Genomic DNA, 15,874 nt, shown 5'->3' on the forward strand with positions numbered 1-15,874 from the left:
TCACCTCATCTTTTACTTTTATACGTCTCTATTATGAGTCATGAGTGGTAAATTCATACATTTAAGACATATAAAAGCCTTGTTCAGTATTACACTGAACAAGGCTTTTATTATTTGTATTTACGAATTTGTGTCATAACCTTTTCCGTACCACTTATATCCATAGCACTTCTCATAGCATTTTTATATACATTGCTATTCTCTCTAAGCTCATAGAGCTTCTTAATTAAAGTATCTTTTGTTAAATCCTCTTCTATTAATACAAGTGAATAACCACTTTTCTCCATAGATTTAGCATTTAAAATCTGGTCTCCACGACTTGCATTTTGTGAAAGAGGAATAAGTAGATTCGGAATTTTAAGTGCTGTAATTTCAGCTAATGCATTAGCCCCCGCTCTTGAAAGCATTAAGTCGGTCATAGCAAATAAGTGTGGAAGTTCTTCCCCTGCATATTCAAACTGACAGTACCCTTCTTTATTCCTTAGCGTTTCATCTACATTGCCTTTACCGCATATATGCACAATATTAAAGTCCTCTATTAAAGTGTCTAGGCCCTCTCTAAGGCATGTATTAATTTTCACTGAACCAAGGCTACCACCCATCATAAGAAGTACAGGTTTATGGTTTGTAAACTTACATAAGCTTCTCCCCTTATTAGCATCTCCCTTAAAGAGTTCCTCTCTAATAGGTGTACCTGTTAAAACACCCTTGCTTCCTACATACTGAAGTGTTTCTGGAAAGTTAACACAAATTTCCTTTGCACCCTTTGATGCAATTTTGTTCGCTAGACCTGGAGTAATATCAGACTCATGAATAATAACCGGAATACCTAGTAATTTAGCTGCTAAAACAACTGGAACAGTTACATAACCACCTTTTGAAAATACAAGGTTGGGCTTAATCTTTCTAAGTAGGCTATACGCATCGAATAGCCCTTTTACTACTTTAAAAGGATCTTTTAGATTTTCAAGAGATACATATCTTCTTAACTTTCCTGACGAGATACCATGATAAGGAATATTCTCTTTTGTGATAAGGTCTTTTTCTATACCTGTTTTACTTCCTATATATTGTATACTCCATCCCTCTTTCTTTAGAAAAGGAATAAGTGCAATATTAGGTGTTACATGTCCTGCTGTTCCACCACCAGTTAATACAATCGTCTTCAAATTTCTATGCCTCCTTATTTGCTACACTTCTTACAGCTTCAGCAACATGGTCCGCCACGCCTTCGGCAAAGGCTGCTGGTAAAATATATTCTTCACTTAATTCACTCTCTGGCACCATTTGTGCAATTGCCTTAGCTGCTGCTAATTTCATGTCTTCTGTAATTTGAGATACTCTTGCTTGTAAAGCACCTTTAAAGATACCTGGGAATACTAGTACATTATTAACTTGGTTAGGGAAGTCTGATCTTCCTGTACCTACTACAAGTGCTCCTGCTGCTTTTGCTACATCCGGCATAATCTCTGGCGTTGGATTTGCCATAGCAAAGATGATAGCATTTTTATTCATGCTTTGTACCATTTCACTGGTTACAATATTTGGTGCTGATACGCCAATAAATACATCTGCACCGACTAAAGCCTCTTTTAATGTCCCTATTTGACACTCTTTATTCGTTTCTTCAGCAAGCTCCCTCTGAGCCCAATTCATCCATTCTTGGCCCTTTGCAAGTATACCTAGCTTATCAACTACTATTATATTATTAAAACCTGCTTTTAATAACAGTTTTGTAATAGCAACCCCCGCTGAGCCAGCCCCATTTACAACAACTTTTACATTTTCAACTTGTTTCTTAGCCACCTTTAAGGCATTAAGTACTGCTGCAAGTACAACGATAGCTGTACCATGTTGATCATCATGGAATACCGGAATATTAAGTTCCTTTTTTAATCTCTCTTCAATTTCGAAACAACGTGGTGCTGCAATATCCTCAAGATTGATACCACCAAAAGTTGGTGCAATTTGCTTCACAAATTTAATAATTTCTTCTGTATCCTTTGTATCTATACAAATAGGTACTGCATTAATACCTGCAAATTCTTTAAAAAGAACGGCTTTCCCTTCCATAACAGGCATAGCTGCTTCAGGGCCTATATCTCCAAGTCCAAGTACAGCGGTACCATCTGAAATAACAGCTACAGTATTGCCTTTCATTGTATATTTGTAAACATCTTCTCTATTTTCTTTAATTTTTCTACAAGGTTCTGCTACCCCTGGTGTATAAGCAACGGCTAGGTCTTCTTTACTATTAACTTTTGCTTTTGATACAACCTCTAATTTACCCTGCCATTTTTCATGCATTTCTAATGCTTTTTCATTAATTGTAGTCATATTTTCTCCTATATCCTAAGCACCCTATAATCGCCTATTTTTATATAATTCATATTTTTATCATACTCTTTTTTGCCATAACCCGTCAACTGATGTCCTTTATCAAATAGATTTTATATAATTTTATGATTTAGCCTGTTTATAATACGCTCTTAAGGCAATACTTTAGTAATGACTTCATTGCTTTTAACTACAATATATGATAAAGTTTTTATGTATATTTTATGAAAGGGGCCCTTACATATGTGTGGTTTTTGTGGCTTTGTAGATACAGAACTTGAAAATAAAAAACCGGTGCTATCCGCTATGATGGATAAGATTATACATCGTGGCCCAGATAGTGACGGGCAATTTATTGATGACTCTGCAGCTTTAGGATTTAGACGCTTAAGTATCATCGATTTAGAAGAAGGCTCTCAGCCTTTATACAATACAGATAAAACTTTAGTTCTTACTTTCAATGGTGAGATTTATAACTATCAGTCTATTCGTGATAACCTTATCCAAAAAGGTTATGTTTTTAAAACACATACTGACTCCGAAGTACTTGTTCATGGTTATGATGAATACGGTACAGACTTACTTTCACATCTTCGTGGTATGTTTGCTTTCGTTATTTGGGATCGTGAGAAACAAACTCTATTTGGAGCACGTGACTTCTTTGGTATTAAACCATTCTACTACTACCAAGATAACAAACGTTTTGTATATGGTTCAGAAATTAAATCTCTTCTTGAACATCCAAATGTACCTAGAGAATTAAATGAAGAAGCACTTGAACATTATTTAACTTTCCAATACTCACCTATGCAAGAAACTTTCTTTAAAGGTATTTTCAAACTGCCACCTGCGCATTTCTTCACCTATAAAGATGGTCAATTAGATATAAAAAGATATTGGGAACCTACATTTAATGAATCTGAAGGTTCACTTGAAGAATATGTAGATCTTATCGACCAAACTATGAAAGAATCTATCAAAACACACAAGATTAGTGATGTAGAAGTCGGTTGTTTCTTATCTAGTGGGGTTGACTCAAGCTATGTAGCAAGTTGCTTTAAAGGGGATAAAACTTTCACTGTAGGGTTTGACAATGAACAATACAACGAAATTAGCTACGCTAAGGAACTTTCAAAGGAAATTGGCATTGAGAACTTCCATAAGGTTATTACACCAGAGGAATACTGGTCCTCTCTTACAAAAGTTCAATACCATATGGATGAACCTCTAGCTGACCCTGCTGCGGTTGCACTTTACTTCGTAAGTCAGCTTGCAAGCGAGCACGTTAAAGTTGTCCTTTCAGGAGAAGGTGCCGATGAGTTATTTGGCGGTTATAATATCTATAAAGAGCCTGTTGATAATGAAAAATATCATAATTTGCCACAAGGCCTTCGCTCTTTCCTTGCTAAACTCGCCAAAGCTATACCATTTGGTTTCAAGGGTAAAAATTTCCTTATCCGCGGTGCTCAAACAATTGAAGAGCGTTTCATTGGAAATGCTTATATGTTCTCTGTTGATGAACGTAAAAAACTTCTTAAAGTTTCTACACCAGCAAAAGCTCCAATTGCGCTTACTAAACCTTTCTATGACAAGGTAAAAGATAAATCGGATGTAACAAAGATGCAGTACTTAGATATGCATATGTGGCTTGCTGGAGATATTCTTCTTAAAGCAGATAAAATGAGTATGGCACACTCTCTTGAACTTCGTGTACCATTCCTCGATAAAGAAGTCTGTCGTCTTGCAACTAAAATTCCACTTCGCTACCGCGTTAATAAAGAAAATACAAAATATGCTATGCGTCTTGCTGCTAAACGCAATATGCCAGCAGCTACTGCAAACAAGAAAAAACTTGGTTTCCCAGTACCTATCCGCGTATGGCTTAAAGAAGATAAATACTATAATATCGTTAAAGAAGCTTTCACTAGTCCAGTCGCTAAAAAGCACTTCAATGAAGATATGCTTATTAAACTTCTTGATGAACACAAAAACGGTCATAAAGATAACAGTCGTAAAATCTGGACTATATTCATGTTCCTAGTATGGTACCATGAATACTTTGATGAAAAAGTAGCTTAATTAAAATGAACGAGCCATGAGTTTTAATTCAAAACTCATGGCTCGTTATTCTTTCATTATTTAATTTTTTTCTCTTTCATATTACTTTTCTATATAACTTAACCTACTAAGCTTCTAACTGCTTTTTGATAAGTTCTGCTACTTCTTCTAAAGCTTCTAATGTTGTATCTGCGTGAGAAGTTTTATTAAGAACAATGCCATCCTCTTTAAATCTTGGTACAAGATGCATATGGAAATGGAATACAGACTGCCCTGCAGACTCTCCATTATTTTGAATAATATTCATGCCATCTGCACCTACAGCATCTTTAATAGCTATAGCTAATTTTCTTGCTAATGGGTAAAGCTTTGCACTTATTTCATCTGGTAATTCAAAAAGGTCTTGGTAGTGTTCCTTTGGCAAGATTAAGACATGTCCACGACTTGCTGGAAATCTATCTAAGATAACTTTAAAGCTCTCATCTTCATATACACAAAAAGATGGAATATCTCCTTTTAAAATCTTACAAAAAATACAACTTTCTTTCATTATAATACCTTCTTTCTTTAGTATGGATTGACTTACTTTTCAGTAAGCATTTTTACAAGTCTAGTCTGATAAATGTATTCATCACTCATCATACTATTAATCATTTTATAAAGTTTAAAATCCTCTATAGGCTGACTAATGTGTGCCATTAATTGAATATTACTTGCTACGCCTTCTAATCTATTGCCTAATTCTTGTACAATAGAATAGTTAGGTATAGTATTATGCTCTATTGCATCTATTTTAATCTCTTCATTTAAATACATATTAGCTATCTCTTGAATCATTCTCTCATGTTTATACTGATCTTGTACACGTTCATACATCCATTTCCGATGTATAGGTCTTGCCATTCCCTGAAATAACCGTTCTTCTATCATACGCTGCCTACGCTTAGTTATAATAAGTTCTTCAAATAAACCATACATTTGGCTATCACTTATTGGTTGCAAAATTATAGCCTCCCCTCTATTTTCCCTATGACATCTATATGAGGAGACTTGTCTATTTATACGTTACATCCGCTTAAAACTTAGTCATTTAATGAGCAGCTCTTATTAGAAGTACACACTATGTATATTAGCAATTGCAATAACTGTTGTATCTTCTTTATATGCTCTGTGCAATTGCCTTACCTTTAAAGCTTACATTTTATTTCTTCTCATTATTATACTCAATCTTAGGGTGAAGTAAAAGTATTAAAGATAACGAGCTGCCTTTTCTGTATAATAAACTTTGAACTGCTCTATTTCCCAATAAACAAAAAAAATCTTTCTTTTTAAAGTGACTTGTAGAATATCGTTTACTTTAAAATGATACATCCAATCTCTTCTCATAAGTACCCTGCAACATTTATGGTTACTTAACTTATTTAATACCAGGTAACCCTCGTCATTAATTTCTTCTATACAAAAAAGCCCCTGCTCATACATAGCCATAGTATCTTTGTGCTGTACCTTTTCCTTATAATCCTTATATCCCTGCAAATCAATAATTGTAGGTTTCATACTAATAACAGGGTCCCCTACCATTTTTCTTACAATTTCATTCACTCTATACAAGCGCATGTATTCTTCTCCATAGTACTCAAGAATAAGTGGCGTATTGTCTTCTCTATCATACTTCTTATGGATGAAAGTAAGTAAATCCTGAGAGGCATAAACAATATTAAAAGCTTCTTCTACTGTTAAGTACTTCTTATGTTTAGGGATCCAAACTGCTAGAAAGTAATCGATCATCTCTATATATCCTCTCTTAGGAGTAGGCCCATCTATCTGCTGCGTAATAAATTTATTTAAAAGATCTATGCCTTGTTTTTGCAAACTGTATATATAAGTGTTTTGTCTTACATAATCGGTATAATCTCTAATTTCATTCAGTAAATTCATGCCTTAACCTCCACATATAAAAGGAATCCCAAAAATGTTTTCTTTTAAGTTTATACATTTAGGACAAGATTTATACATGTTTAAAGGCAAAAAAAGGGCCACTAAAAGAGTGGCCAAAAGTCAGGATTGATTTAAGTGTGTTCGAATTATACACAGAGATGTGAACAATTAATCCACAACCCTATCCACACCTATTATAGCATTGCTCTTCTAAATATGTCAATATTTTCTTTCAATTTACTACATTTAGTATCTCTAATTATCATTTTTTACCCTATCCACAGATTTTGCTCTACTTATACACATTTTGTTGATAATTTTATTTTAGTTTATACACATCTTCCCCACATTATCCCACACCCTACTGCTCCCCCCTATGCAAACCCTTTCCCCTATTCAAGCATCTCAAAAGTTCATCAGGATAAGCAGTTTCACTCTGGAGATTTCCTTAAAAAGAGGCTGCCACAAGGCAGCCTCTCTCTATTTATTTTTCTCCACACATTGCAAGAAGCAAATCCCATCTTCTATCAACTTCTTGTTGGAGTTCCTCTACTTTTTCTGCATCCTTTGCCATATGGCGGAAGCGACCTTGTGCTTCAAGCCAATCTGAAATAGGACGTTTATTTTTTGGTTTATAAGTTAATTTATATACACCATTTTCAACTTCATAAAGTGGCCAGAAGCATGTATCTACTGCTAATTGTGCCATTTCAATAAGTTTTGGTGTATCATAACGCCATCCACGTGGACATGGTGCAAGTACATTAAGGAATGCTGGTCCTTCTGTATAGATTGCTTTCTCAGCTTTTTCATAGATATCTTTAAAGTTACCAATTGGAGCTGTTTGAGCAATATATGGAAGATTATGTGCTACCATAACAGCTGTAAGATCTTTTCTATATTGTTGTTTACCAGGTACAACTTTACCTGCTGGAGATGTGGTTGTATCTGCATATTTTGGTGTTGCAGATGAACGTTGAATACCTGTGTTCATATAAGCACCATTGTCATAACATACATAAACCATGTCATGACCTCTTTCCATAGCACCAGAAAGAGATTGGATACCAATATCATAAGTACCACCATCACCACCAAAAGCGATAAATTTATATGTATCATCTAATTGACCTGTTTTTTTCATGTTCACATAAGCAGCTTCTACTCCCGCACAAGTTACTGCTGAGTTTTCAAATGCTGAGTGAATGAATGAATCTTTCCATGCTGTATAAGGATAAATAAATGTAGAAACCTCTAAACATCCTGTAGCAGATGTAATAACTGCTTTATCCTCTGGTTTAAGTGCGCGAAGTACACTGCGTGCTACGACTGGTGCACCGCAACCAGCACACATACGATGTCCTCCAGTAAGTCTTTCTGGTTTAAGACTTGTCTCTTTTAAATTGTATGCCATCAGTTTCCCCTCCTTAACAATTTGCATCTACTACGCCTAAGTAACGATATGGGTCGTCTACTTTGCCGCTAGCCACAATTTCTGTAAGATCACTAAATACTTTTTCGATATCATCGACACGTACGTCACGTCCACCTAAACCGTAAATATAGTTTACAGCAAGTGGTTTTGTTTCATCGAAATAAAGTGCACTACATACTTCATTAAAAAGTGGCGCCCCTTTGCCGTTGAAGCCATCACATTTATCCATAATAGCAACAGCCTTGCAGTTTGCAAGCGCCTTAGCCACTTCTTCTGCTGGGAACGGACGGAATACCCTTACTTTGATAAGACCTACTTTTTCGCCTTTAGCACGAAGTTCATCTACTACAGCTTTAGCTGTGCCTGCTGTAGAACCGATTACAACTACTACTCTTTCAGCTTCATCCATTTTGTATTCTTCAAATAAGCCATAAGAACGTCCTGTAAGCTTCTCAAATTCTTTAGAAACCTCAAGAATGACGTCTTTAGCTTTTCTCATACCTTCTACTTGATTACGTTTATGTTCAAAGTAATAGTTTGGAAGATCAAGTGGTCCTACTGCAATAGGTTGATTTGGATTAAGCAAATAGTGCTCTGGTTTATAAGCACCTACAAAATTTTTCACTACATCATCTTCAAGTAATTCGATATTTTCAATAGCATGTGAGGTAATGAAACCATCATAGCAGTTCATAACGGGCAGCAGTACATCTTTATGTTCACTAATCTTAACTGCCATAATTTCATTATCATAAGCTTCTTGGTTATTTTCTCCGTAAATTTGAATCCATCCAGAATCTCTAGCACCCATAGAGTCTGCATGATCATTATGTATGTTAATAGGACCTGAAAGGGCACGGTTTACTGTAGCCATTACAATAGGAAGTCTACATGACGCTGCAATATAGAGCATCTCCCACATAAGTGCTAATCCATTTGCAGATGTAGCAGTCATAGCACGCACTCCTGCTGCACTTGCACCGATACAAGCTGACATTGCTGAGTGCTCTGACTCAACAGGTACAAACTCTGTATCCACTTGTCCATTGTTTACAAAACTTGAGAAGTATTGAGGTACTTCTGTTGAAGGTGTAATTGGAAATGCAGCTACAACTCCTGGATTAATTTGACGCATTGCAACGGCAACGGCTTCGTTACCAGATAATTTATCACGAATTGCCATAACTTGTTCTCCCCCTTACGCTTTAACCATGTTGATTGCATGGAATGGACATACATTTGCACATACACCGCAACCTTTACAGTGGTCGTAATCAATACCTATCATTTTTTTATCTTCTGTTAAAATAGAGCTATCAGGACAAACAGGGAAACACATTAAGCATTGTCTGCATTTTTCTGTATCCCACTCTGGTTTATCTGCTCTCCATCCACCTGTCTCATAGTAATGAGCATTTCCTGATGATGTAACAACACCACCTTTAGTAGTTTCTTGCCAAGGTGTAAATGGTTCAACAATACATTTATCTTTATCTGTCATTACCCTCTAACCTCCTCTAATGCTCTTTTTACTGCAGCCATATTAGGTTCAATAACCTGTGGCTTACTTGCAAATTTATGTTTAAATGATTTTTCCATAGATGTAATGAAAGTATTCTCATCCATAATCTTAGCAATTTTAATAATAGCGCCAAGCATTGGCGTGTTAGGGAAGTATTTGCCTAATGTCTCCATAGAGATTTTACGTGCATCAATAGTGCATACGCGGCCTTCATAACCTTTAAGTCTTGGTCTTAACTCTTCTGGTGTTTTTTCTGTATTAATTAAAATAGCACCTTCTTTTTTAAGTCCTGCTGTTACATCCACTACATCAATTAAAGTTTCATCCACTACAATAACATAGTCTGGATCATAGATATTTGAATGAACTGTCACTCTTTCATCACTAATACGGTTATAGGCTGTAATAGGTGCACCCATACGCTCTGGGCCGTATTCAGGGAACCCTTGAATATACTTTCCTGTATCAAATGCAGCTTCAGCTAATAATAAAGAAGCAGTTTTAGCTCCTTGACCGCCGCGACCATGCCAACGAATTTCAACCACGTTGTTCATGCCTTATTCCCTCCTCGCATTACTCTTTAAATTTTTATTAAATTTTAAAATATACAGATTAATTTTAACATTTACAAGTACTAATATCAAATATAATGCGCATTGTATACAATATAATTTAATTTTAGGATAATTTTATGGTGCTATTCACTTTATTTTTTTAGGCTATTTCGTCATTTTATCTGTTTTCTTCCATGATTCTTCTATTTAGCTTATTTTAGACTAGTTAATTTTTTATCGAGTTATTTTATTGCAACTCTAATGAAATGGGATATACTATATGTACTAGAATTTTAAATATGTTTTCACTTAAAGGAGTACAACTATGGCGAAACTCAAAAAATCCTCTTTAGATTTATCCACTTTAGAACTTTTACTAAGCTACAAATATATTGATAATAGCTATAAAATCTTTTGGTTTAAAGGAATTGTTAATAAAGCTATAAAAGGTGAAAAGAAAATCTCCATGCATGATCTTACTGTTGAAATGGTACTCGGTGCATGGGACCTTGTGGCACGCAAGCAAATTACCTTCGGTAGATTAGATAAATTACACCGTACAATTGAAGAAATAGAATCTCTTTACCATGTGTCTGAAGACATCTCAGAATCTGATTTAAGAAAACTTGTAGAAACTATTAAAGATAAAGATATCTTAGATCTATATGAAGAACTTTACGAAGATACACCTTACCTCTTCCTTGAACCTATGTATGAACAGAAATTAAAAGGTAAGTCTCATAGTAAAAGAAAACCTATTATTGCAGAGCTTGCTGCGGCTGACCCTATTGCACTCTATACAATCGAAGACAATACTATCATTCTTAATAATGATTGGGTAACTTATATCAAACGTAATCAAAAACAAATTGATGGCATTATACGTGATTGCCTTGCATTCTTCTTAGATAGACATGCTATGTCTAAACGTTAAAAAAATCCCCTTGAAGTACCTTAACTTCAAGGGGATTTTCATTTTATACAAATTGAAAACAAATATAAAATCAGAATACCCGGTATACCTAATAATGCTGTAAAAAGAACTGTAAATAGACTTATTCCCACCTGCCATGTAATAGGCAAGAATAAGTCACATATATAAATACATACCGCTCCTATAAGAGCATTTTTAAGCCAGCGTAAGAAATACTGGTCAAAAATAACGGCTATGAGCAGAATAAGGCATATCATAAGACATTTTAATATGATAGGATGTACAACTAGCATTCGTATCTCCCCTCTATAGAATTAAGTTTTTAAGAACTTCTTATTCTATAGATATGGACATCTTTTATATAACATGACTATTAGTTTCATCATAATAGATTTTCTTGAGTTGTCTCATCAAATAGCTATGTTTAAGCTGACTAGCCTTATAATAGTACGTATAGTATTCTAATAGTTCCGGCTCTACTGTATTAGAAAAATTCTGAAGCGTAGCTGCCATCTCTTCATGTAGTGCGTTAATTTCATCTGCTAATACACGCTTTTCTTCTTCTCTTTGCTCATTATATACTCTTTGATCTCTTTTATTCATGGCATGTCCTCCTTTTTTTGAGGATTATGCCCTATCCCTAAAAAAACTATACATACAATTGATTTAAACAAGCATAAAAACCTCTATTTTTGTATATATTATTAGCAAACTGCTAAAGGGCGGCTTAGTTGCAAAATAAATTGATTTATTTTATAATGTGTCTAATTAATTTTGCTAATTTTTTATAAATAATTCATCTTAATCTTATATACTTAAGTTGTTAGCAGAATTACACATTATTTTTTATTCATTTAGGAGAGTGATTTTAAATTGGATTCGGTACTGTTGGTACAACTTGTAGTTCTTGTCATTTTACTGATGGGCTCAGCGTTCTTCTCAGCATCTGAAACTGCCCTTATGTCTATTAGTAAAATCGATGCTCGTCACATGGTCGATCAAAATATTAAGAATGCTAAAATTGTAAGCAAACTTGTAGAAGACCCTAATAAACTACTAGGGGCAATCCTAGTGGGAAATAACATTGTAAATATCGGTGCTTCTTCACTTGCAACCGTTGTTGCAACGGATATTTTCGAAAGTGCTGGTCCTGGTATTGCTACAGGTATTATGACTCTTTTAGTTCTTATCTTTGGTGAGATTACCCCAAAATCTTTATCTACACAGAAATCACAAGAAGTTGCGTGTTTCGTAGCACGACCTATTTCTCTTGTTGTATTAATCTTGACTCCTGTAGTTAAAGTGCTTATGTTCATCTCTAATCTAATGATTAGATTATTTGGTGGCAAAATCGATACAAGTAAACCATTCATCACTACAGACGAACTTAAAACAATCGTAACTGTAAGCCATGAAGAAGGTGTCCTTGAAGAGGAAGAAAAAGAAATGATTTACAACGTATTCGGTTTTGGTGATTCTTATACAAAGGACGTTATGATTCCCAGAACAGATATGATAGCAGTTGATGTAAATGCTACATATGATGAGATCATCGAACTCTATAAGCAAGAACAATTTTCACGTATGCCTGTTTATCAAGAGTCACATGATAATATCATAGGTGTTATCTATATGAAAGACCTTCTTTTAAAACAGTTTGACCCTAAGGATTTTGTTATCTCAGACTTTTTAAGAGATGTGTACTTTGTCCATGAATTTAAGCGTATTGATGAGCTCTTTAAAGAAATGCGTTCTAAAAAGATTGGTATGGCTATTGTAGTGGATGAATATGGTGGTACATCTGGTATTGTTACCTTGGAGGACCTTATTGAGGAAATCGTGGGAGACATTGATGATGAGTACGACATGACTGAAGATAGTTTTGTAAAAATAGCTGATCAAGAATACCTAGTAGATGGGTCATTTAGAATCAGTGATTTTAATGATGAATTAAACCTTGATATTTCATCTAATGAGTTTGATTCCATTGGTGGCTTTATTATCGGCCTTTTAGACCGTTTCCCTGATGAAGGTGAAGTGGTGGTCTATGATGATATTACCTTTAAAGTAGAAGAAACGATGAATAATCGTATTAATAAACTAAGAATACTTTTATCCGATGATATCAAAAAAGATTCAGAGGATGTTCTAAAAGAAGATTAGAGTCTAAAAAAATCATCCCCCTAAGATATTATCTTAGGGGGATGATTTTTTATATATACTTAAATGTTATCTACTACTTCAGATGGAAGATTACTTAAGTTATTAGATTCATCTCCATCGGCTAAAGAACGAATGTAAGGTGTGCCCGCCTTAGATGTAGATACACCTACATGTTGAAGTTCATTATTCATAGCCATTTGAATAGCAGCTTCCTCTGATACACGAGAACCATCAGAAAGCTCATAACCTACTACTTCTCTACCTTGTTTAAGTAGTTTAGTAATACTCTTTGCACCAGGTCCACCTTCTGATACAACACGATTTGTATTTTCAGCAATAAAATTAGTAAATGATTCACTTTCAGCTTCTGCTGTATGTGGATGCCCTACTACAACTTGTCCATTAATAATCTGTGTATCATGTTCCCTATTTTGTGAGTTATTATTTTGTGTATTGTAATCCATGCTTATCACCTCAGTGTTAGTATTTTATAACAATACAAAAATTATACCCGTTTTATAAAGCCCTAGTTTTCCTTAAACTTTGGAAACTCAAAAGCAATGGCTAAAAGTCCACATAGCCCCATAAGCATTGGGTAGAAAATAAATGGTAAAAGTTCCATTGGTGATACAGCTGCAAGCCCTGCTGCGGATAAAATCTGTGCACCATATGGAATCATACCTTGCCAACAAGATGAGAAAATATCTAATAAACTGGCTGTACGTTTTGGGGCAATATTAAATTCTTCTGCAATATCCTTTGCAAGAGGTCCTGCCATAACAATAGCAATGGTATTATTAGCAGTACATAAATCTACTACGCTGACAAGGGCAGCAATTCCAAACTCTGCACCTTTTTTAGTCTTAATTCTACTTTTGATACTGTTAAGTAAGAAGTCAATCCCACCATTATGTTTAATAAGGGCAAGTGTTCCTCCAATAACGATTGAAAGCATTGCTAAATCTTCCATTCCCATCATACCTTCTCCTGCAGCTTGCATAAAACCAAAGAAGTCAAAGGAGCCATTCATCATACCAATAATGCCTGCAAAAAGTGCTCCTCCACCTAATAATGCAAATACATTGACACCTGCTAATGCACCAATCAGTACTGCTAAATATGGAAGTACCTTTACAATACTATAAACATAGTCACCTTCTAATGTAGTTTGGTAACCACTTGCAATAACCGTTAAAATAATAATTGTTAAAATAGCTGCTGGCAGTACAATCAGGAAGTTTGTTTTAAACTTATCTTTAAGCTCACACCCCTGTGTTCTAACAGCTGCAATAGTTGTATCAGAAATCATAGAAAGGTTGTCACCAAACATCCCTCCACCAATAATTGCACCAATAATAAGTGCTACAGGCATACCTGTTTTTTGTGCAATACCAATTCCAATTGGTGTAAGTGCTGTAATAGTCCCTACTGAAGTTCCCATTGAAACAGAGATAAAACACGCTATAATAAATAATCCTGCTACAAGTAGATTAGTAGGCAAGATAGATAAACTTAAGTTAACAGTTGATTCTACTGCTCCCATAGATTTAGCTACGTTACTAAATGCTCCTGCTAAAAGGAAAATGATACACATTAGAATAATATTATTCTCTCCTGCACCATTACAGAAAATCTCAAGTTTAGTAGCCATACTCTCTTTACGATTCGGCAAGAAAGCTACTGCTGCTGCAATAAGAAAAGCTACGAGTACTGGCATTCTATAGAAATCCTTTGTCGCTATCCCTGTCCCTAAAAATAAAACTAAAAATACGCCTATTGGCAAAAGTGCCAGCGGGTTACCCTTTTTTGGTTCTTTTGTCATCTCTTATCTCCTTTAATGTAAAATAGACTCGCTTCTAATACCTTACTATAGAAGCGAGTCTATTTTCAATATATAATTTTCTTAGAAAATATGCCAAGTCAAAATAAACATACCAAATACAATAGAAACCATAGCCATTCACTCCAACCCTAATTTTTTTCCCAATGCCTTTAACTTCCTTGTTACCTTCGTCCATTTTCAAGATTTTACTCCCCTTGTAAAAGACAAATACTAAAGCTAAAACTGCACCCTATGGGTGCTAATATCATTAAATTCATATACCTCTATCCCTCCTATGAATTTAAAACAATATGGATACTTTATTTTATACTTGAAATCTTGAATATATCTATATTTATCCATATTGATTCTAAATTATCTGTAACTAATAATAATTATTTTTTACTAAATACTATTGACTTTTTATTTAATAAGAATTATTATCAATACATAAGAACGACTCAAATAAAAACTAATATAACTTATAAATAAAAAAATTTAAATTCATAGGAGGACAATTTTATGTCATTAATCGGAAAAAAAATTGAAGATTTTAAAGTTCAAGCTTACCATAACGGAAGTTTTAAAGAAATAACAGCAGCAGATACAAAAGGTCAATGGTCAGTATTCTTCTTCTACCCAGCAGACTTTACATTTGTATGCCCTACAGAACTTGGTGATTTAGCTGATCACTATGAATCATTCAAAGAAATTGGTTGTGAAATCTACTCAGTATCAACAGATACACATTTTGTACACAAAGCATGGGCTGATGCTTCAGAAACAATCGCAAAAATTAATTATCCAATGCTAGCTGACCCAACAGGTACACTTGCTAGATTATTCGAAGTTATGATTGAAGAAGAAGGTCTTGCTCTAAGAGGCACTTTCATTGTTAACCCAGAAGGTGAAATCAAAGCTTATGAAGTACATGACTTAGGTATTGGTAGAAATGCTGAAGAGTTATTAAGAAAAGTTCAAGCTGCTCAATTCGTTGCTGAACACGGTGACCAAGTTTGCCCTGCAAAATGGACTCCAGGAGCTGAAACTTTAAGCCCAAGCCTTGACTTAGTAGGAAAACTTTAAGAATCTCCTAAGGCTATCGTAAAAG

At 34.7% G+C, this 15,874-nt stretch carries 17 protein-coding genes; 4 read left to right on the forward strand and 13 right to left on the reverse strand.

What is annotated here, in order from left to right:
- Window positions 1-110 precede the first annotated feature (110 nt).
- Both ACLTBU_RS12810 and ACLTBU_RS12815 read right to left on the reverse strand, forming a co-directional pair.
- Entirely contained in the window at window positions 111-1,169 is a 1,059-nt protein-coding gene (locus ACLTBU_RS12810) for an undecaprenyldiphospho-muramoylpentapeptide beta-N-acetylglucosaminyltransferase (protein WP_412219276.1), read from the reverse strand.
- 4 nt (window positions 1,170-1,173) lie between these two features.
- Window positions 1,174-2,337 carry an NADP-dependent malic enzyme gene (locus ACLTBU_RS12815; protein WP_177672034.1) on the reverse strand — a complete coding sequence of 388 codons (1,164 nt, stop codon included), beginning with the start codon at window positions 2,335-2,337 and terminating at the stop codon, window positions 1,174-1,176.
- A 243-nt stretch (window positions 2,338-2,580) separates the two neighbouring features.
- On the opposite strand from ACLTBU_RS12815, the gene asnB reads away from it, so the two are divergent.
- Window positions 2,581-4,416 carry an asparagine synthase (glutamine-hydrolyzing) gene (gene asnB / locus ACLTBU_RS12820; protein ID WP_249332948.1) on the forward strand — a complete coding sequence of 612 codons (1,836 nt, stop codon included), beginning with the start codon at window positions 2,581-2,583 and terminating at the stop codon, window positions 4,414-4,416.
- A 106-nt stretch (window positions 4,417-4,522) separates the two neighbouring features.
- Here the strand turns inward: asnB and ACLTBU_RS12825 are convergent, their stop codons facing one another.
- The 7 genes from ACLTBU_RS12825 to ACLTBU_RS12855 all read right to left on the reverse strand — a co-directional run bounded on the left by ACLTBU_RS12825 (window position 4,523) and on the right by ACLTBU_RS12855 (window position 9,844).
- Window positions 4,523-4,948, reverse strand: a complete 426-nt coding sequence (locus ACLTBU_RS12825; protein WP_177672073.1) for an HIT family protein — start codon at window positions 4,946-4,948, stop codon at window positions 4,523-4,525.
- A 29-nt stretch (window positions 4,949-4,977) separates the two neighbouring features.
- A complete protein-coding gene (locus ACLTBU_RS12830) occupies window positions 4,978-5,397 on the reverse strand; it encodes a hypothetical protein (protein WP_249332947.1) in 420 nt (139 codons plus the stop codon).
- Window positions 5,398-5,643: 246 nt separating this feature from the next.
- Window positions 5,644-6,333, reverse strand: coding sequence for a hypothetical protein (locus ACLTBU_RS12835; RefSeq protein ID WP_177672031.1), 690 nt, complete (start codon window positions 6,331-6,333; stop codon window positions 5,644-5,646).
- Between the two features lie 484 nt (window positions 6,334-6,817).
- Window positions 6,818-7,747, reverse strand: a complete 930-nt coding sequence (locus ACLTBU_RS12840; protein WP_177672030.1) for a thiamine pyrophosphate-dependent enzyme — start codon at window positions 7,745-7,747, stop codon at window positions 6,818-6,820.
- 13 nt (window positions 7,748-7,760) lie between these two features.
- A complete protein-coding gene (gene porA / locus ACLTBU_RS12845; protein ID WP_177672029.1) occupies window positions 7,761-8,951 on the reverse strand; it encodes a pyruvate ferredoxin oxidoreductase in 1,191 nt (396 codons plus the stop codon).
- Between the two features lie 15 nt (window positions 8,952-8,966).
- Window positions 8,967-9,269, reverse strand: a complete 303-nt coding sequence (locus tag ACLTBU_RS12850) for a 4Fe-4S binding protein (RefSeq protein ID WP_177672028.1) — start codon at window positions 9,267-9,269, stop codon at window positions 8,967-8,969.
- Complete coding sequence (locus tag ACLTBU_RS12855; RefSeq protein ID WP_177672027.1) at window positions 9,269-9,844, reverse strand: 2-oxoacid:acceptor oxidoreductase family protein; 576 nt, start codon at window positions 9,842-9,844, stop codon at window positions 9,269-9,271. Before ACLTBU_RS12855 ends, ACLTBU_RS12850 begins: the two co-directional genes overlap by 1 nt.
- A gap of 325 nt (window positions 9,845-10,169) precedes the next feature.
- Here ACLTBU_RS12855 and ACLTBU_RS12860 point away from each other — a divergent pair, with 325 nt between their 5' ends.
- Window positions 10,170-10,778: a hypothetical protein gene (locus tag ACLTBU_RS12860; protein WP_177672026.1), complete on the forward strand. Its 609-nt coding sequence runs from the start codon at window positions 10,170-10,172 to the stop codon at window positions 10,776-10,778.
- A 38-nt stretch (window positions 10,779-10,816) separates the two neighbouring features.
- Here ACLTBU_RS12860 and ACLTBU_RS12865 read toward each other — a convergent pair whose 3' ends face one another.
- On the reverse strand, window positions 10,817-11,071 hold the full coding sequence (locus tag ACLTBU_RS12865) for a pro-sigmaK processing inhibitor BofA family protein (protein ID WP_177672025.1): 255 nt from the start codon (window positions 11,069-11,071) through the stop codon (window positions 10,817-10,819).
- A 64-nt stretch (window positions 11,072-11,135) separates the two neighbouring features.
- On the reverse strand, window positions 11,136-11,381 hold the full coding sequence (locus ACLTBU_RS12870; RefSeq protein WP_177672024.1) for a DUF2508 family protein: 246 nt from the start codon (window positions 11,379-11,381) through the stop codon (window positions 11,136-11,138).
- A 270-nt stretch (window positions 11,382-11,651) separates the two neighbouring features.
- Between ACLTBU_RS12870 and ACLTBU_RS12875 the strand changes: the two genes are divergently transcribed.
- Window positions 11,652-12,941: an HlyC/CorC family transporter gene (locus ACLTBU_RS12875; RefSeq protein WP_412219280.1), complete on the forward strand. Its 1,290-nt coding sequence runs from the start codon at window positions 11,652-11,654 to the stop codon at window positions 12,939-12,941.
- Between the two features lie 59 nt (window positions 12,942-13,000).
- On the opposite strand, the gene ACLTBU_RS12880 is transcribed toward ACLTBU_RS12875, so the two are convergent.
- Together ACLTBU_RS12880 and ACLTBU_RS12885 are read right to left on the reverse strand one after the other, a co-directional pair.
- The gene (locus ACLTBU_RS12880) at window positions 13,001-13,405 is read right to left on the reverse strand and encodes a DUF3892 domain-containing protein (protein WP_412219283.1); all 405 of its coding nucleotides are present in this window, start codon (window positions 13,403-13,405) and stop codon (window positions 13,001-13,003) included.
- Window positions 13,406-13,467: 62 nt separating this feature from the next.
- Entirely contained in the window at window positions 13,468-14,763 is a 1,296-nt protein-coding gene (locus tag ACLTBU_RS12885) for a Na+/H+ antiporter NhaC family protein (RefSeq protein WP_320650536.1), read from the reverse strand.
- 522 nt (window positions 14,764-15,285) lie between these two features.
- Here ACLTBU_RS12885 and ahpC point away from each other — a divergent pair.
- Entirely contained in the window at window positions 15,286-15,849 is a 564-nt protein-coding gene (ahpC, locus tag ACLTBU_RS12890; RefSeq protein WP_320650537.1) for an alkyl hydroperoxide reductase subunit C, read from the forward strand.
- Window positions 15,850-15,874 lie beyond the last annotated feature (25 nt).

Origin of the sequence: Zhenhengia sp. (assembly GCF_046966505.1) — a bacterium.
Classification (GTDB): Bacteria; Bacillota; Clostridia; order Lachnospirales; family Cellulosilyticaceae; genus Zhenhengia; species Zhenhengia yiwuensis.

Bases quoted from the DNA above. Each gene is read 5' to 3' on its own strand.
- ACLTBU_RS12815 (WP_177672034.1), bottom strand. From the start codon at position 2,337: ATGACTACAATTAATGAAAAAGCATTAGAAATGCATGAAAAATGGCAG.
- asnB (WP_249332948.1), top strand. From the start codon at position 2,581: ATGTGTGGTTTTTGTGGCTTTGTAGATACAGAACTTGAAAATAAAAAA.
- ACLTBU_RS12835 (WP_177672031.1), bottom strand. From the start codon at position 6,333: ATGAATTTACTGAATGAAATTAGAGATTATACCGATTATGTAAGACAA.
- ACLTBU_RS12840 (WP_177672030.1), bottom strand. From the start codon at position 7,747: ATGGCATACAATTTAAAAGAGACAAGTCTTAAACCAGAAAGACTTACT.
- porA (WP_177672029.1), bottom strand. From the start codon at position 8,951: ATGGCAATTCGTGATAAATTATCTGGTAACGAAGCCGTTGCCGTTGCA.
- ACLTBU_RS12850 (WP_177672028.1), bottom strand. From the start codon at position 9,269: ATGACAGATAAAGATAAATGTATTGTTGAACCATTTACACCTTGGCAA.
- ACLTBU_RS12855 (WP_177672027.1), bottom strand. From the start codon at position 9,844: ATGAACAACGTGGTTGAAATTCGTTGGCATGGTCGCGGCGGTCAAGGA.
- ACLTBU_RS12860 (WP_177672026.1), top strand. From the start codon at position 10,170: ATGGCGAAACTCAAAAAATCCTCTTTAGATTTATCCACTTTAGAACTT.
- ACLTBU_RS12865 (WP_177672025.1), bottom strand. From the start codon at position 11,071: ATGCTAGTTGTACATCCTATCATATTAAAATGTCTTATGATATGCCTT.
- ACLTBU_RS12870 (WP_177672024.1), bottom strand. From the start codon at position 11,381: ATGAATAAAAGAGATCAAAGAGTATATAATGAGCAAAGAGAAGAAGAA.
- ACLTBU_RS12880 (WP_412219283.1), bottom strand. From the start codon at position 13,405: ATGGATTACAATACACAAAATAATAACTCACAAAATAGGGAACATGAT.
- ACLTBU_RS12885 (WP_320650536.1), bottom strand. From the start codon at position 14,763: ATGACAAAAGAACCAAAAAAGGGTAACCCGCTGGCACTTTTGCCAATA.
- ahpC (WP_320650537.1), top strand. From the start codon at position 15,286: ATGTCATTAATCGGAAAAAAAATTGAAGATTTTAAAGTTCAAGCTTAC.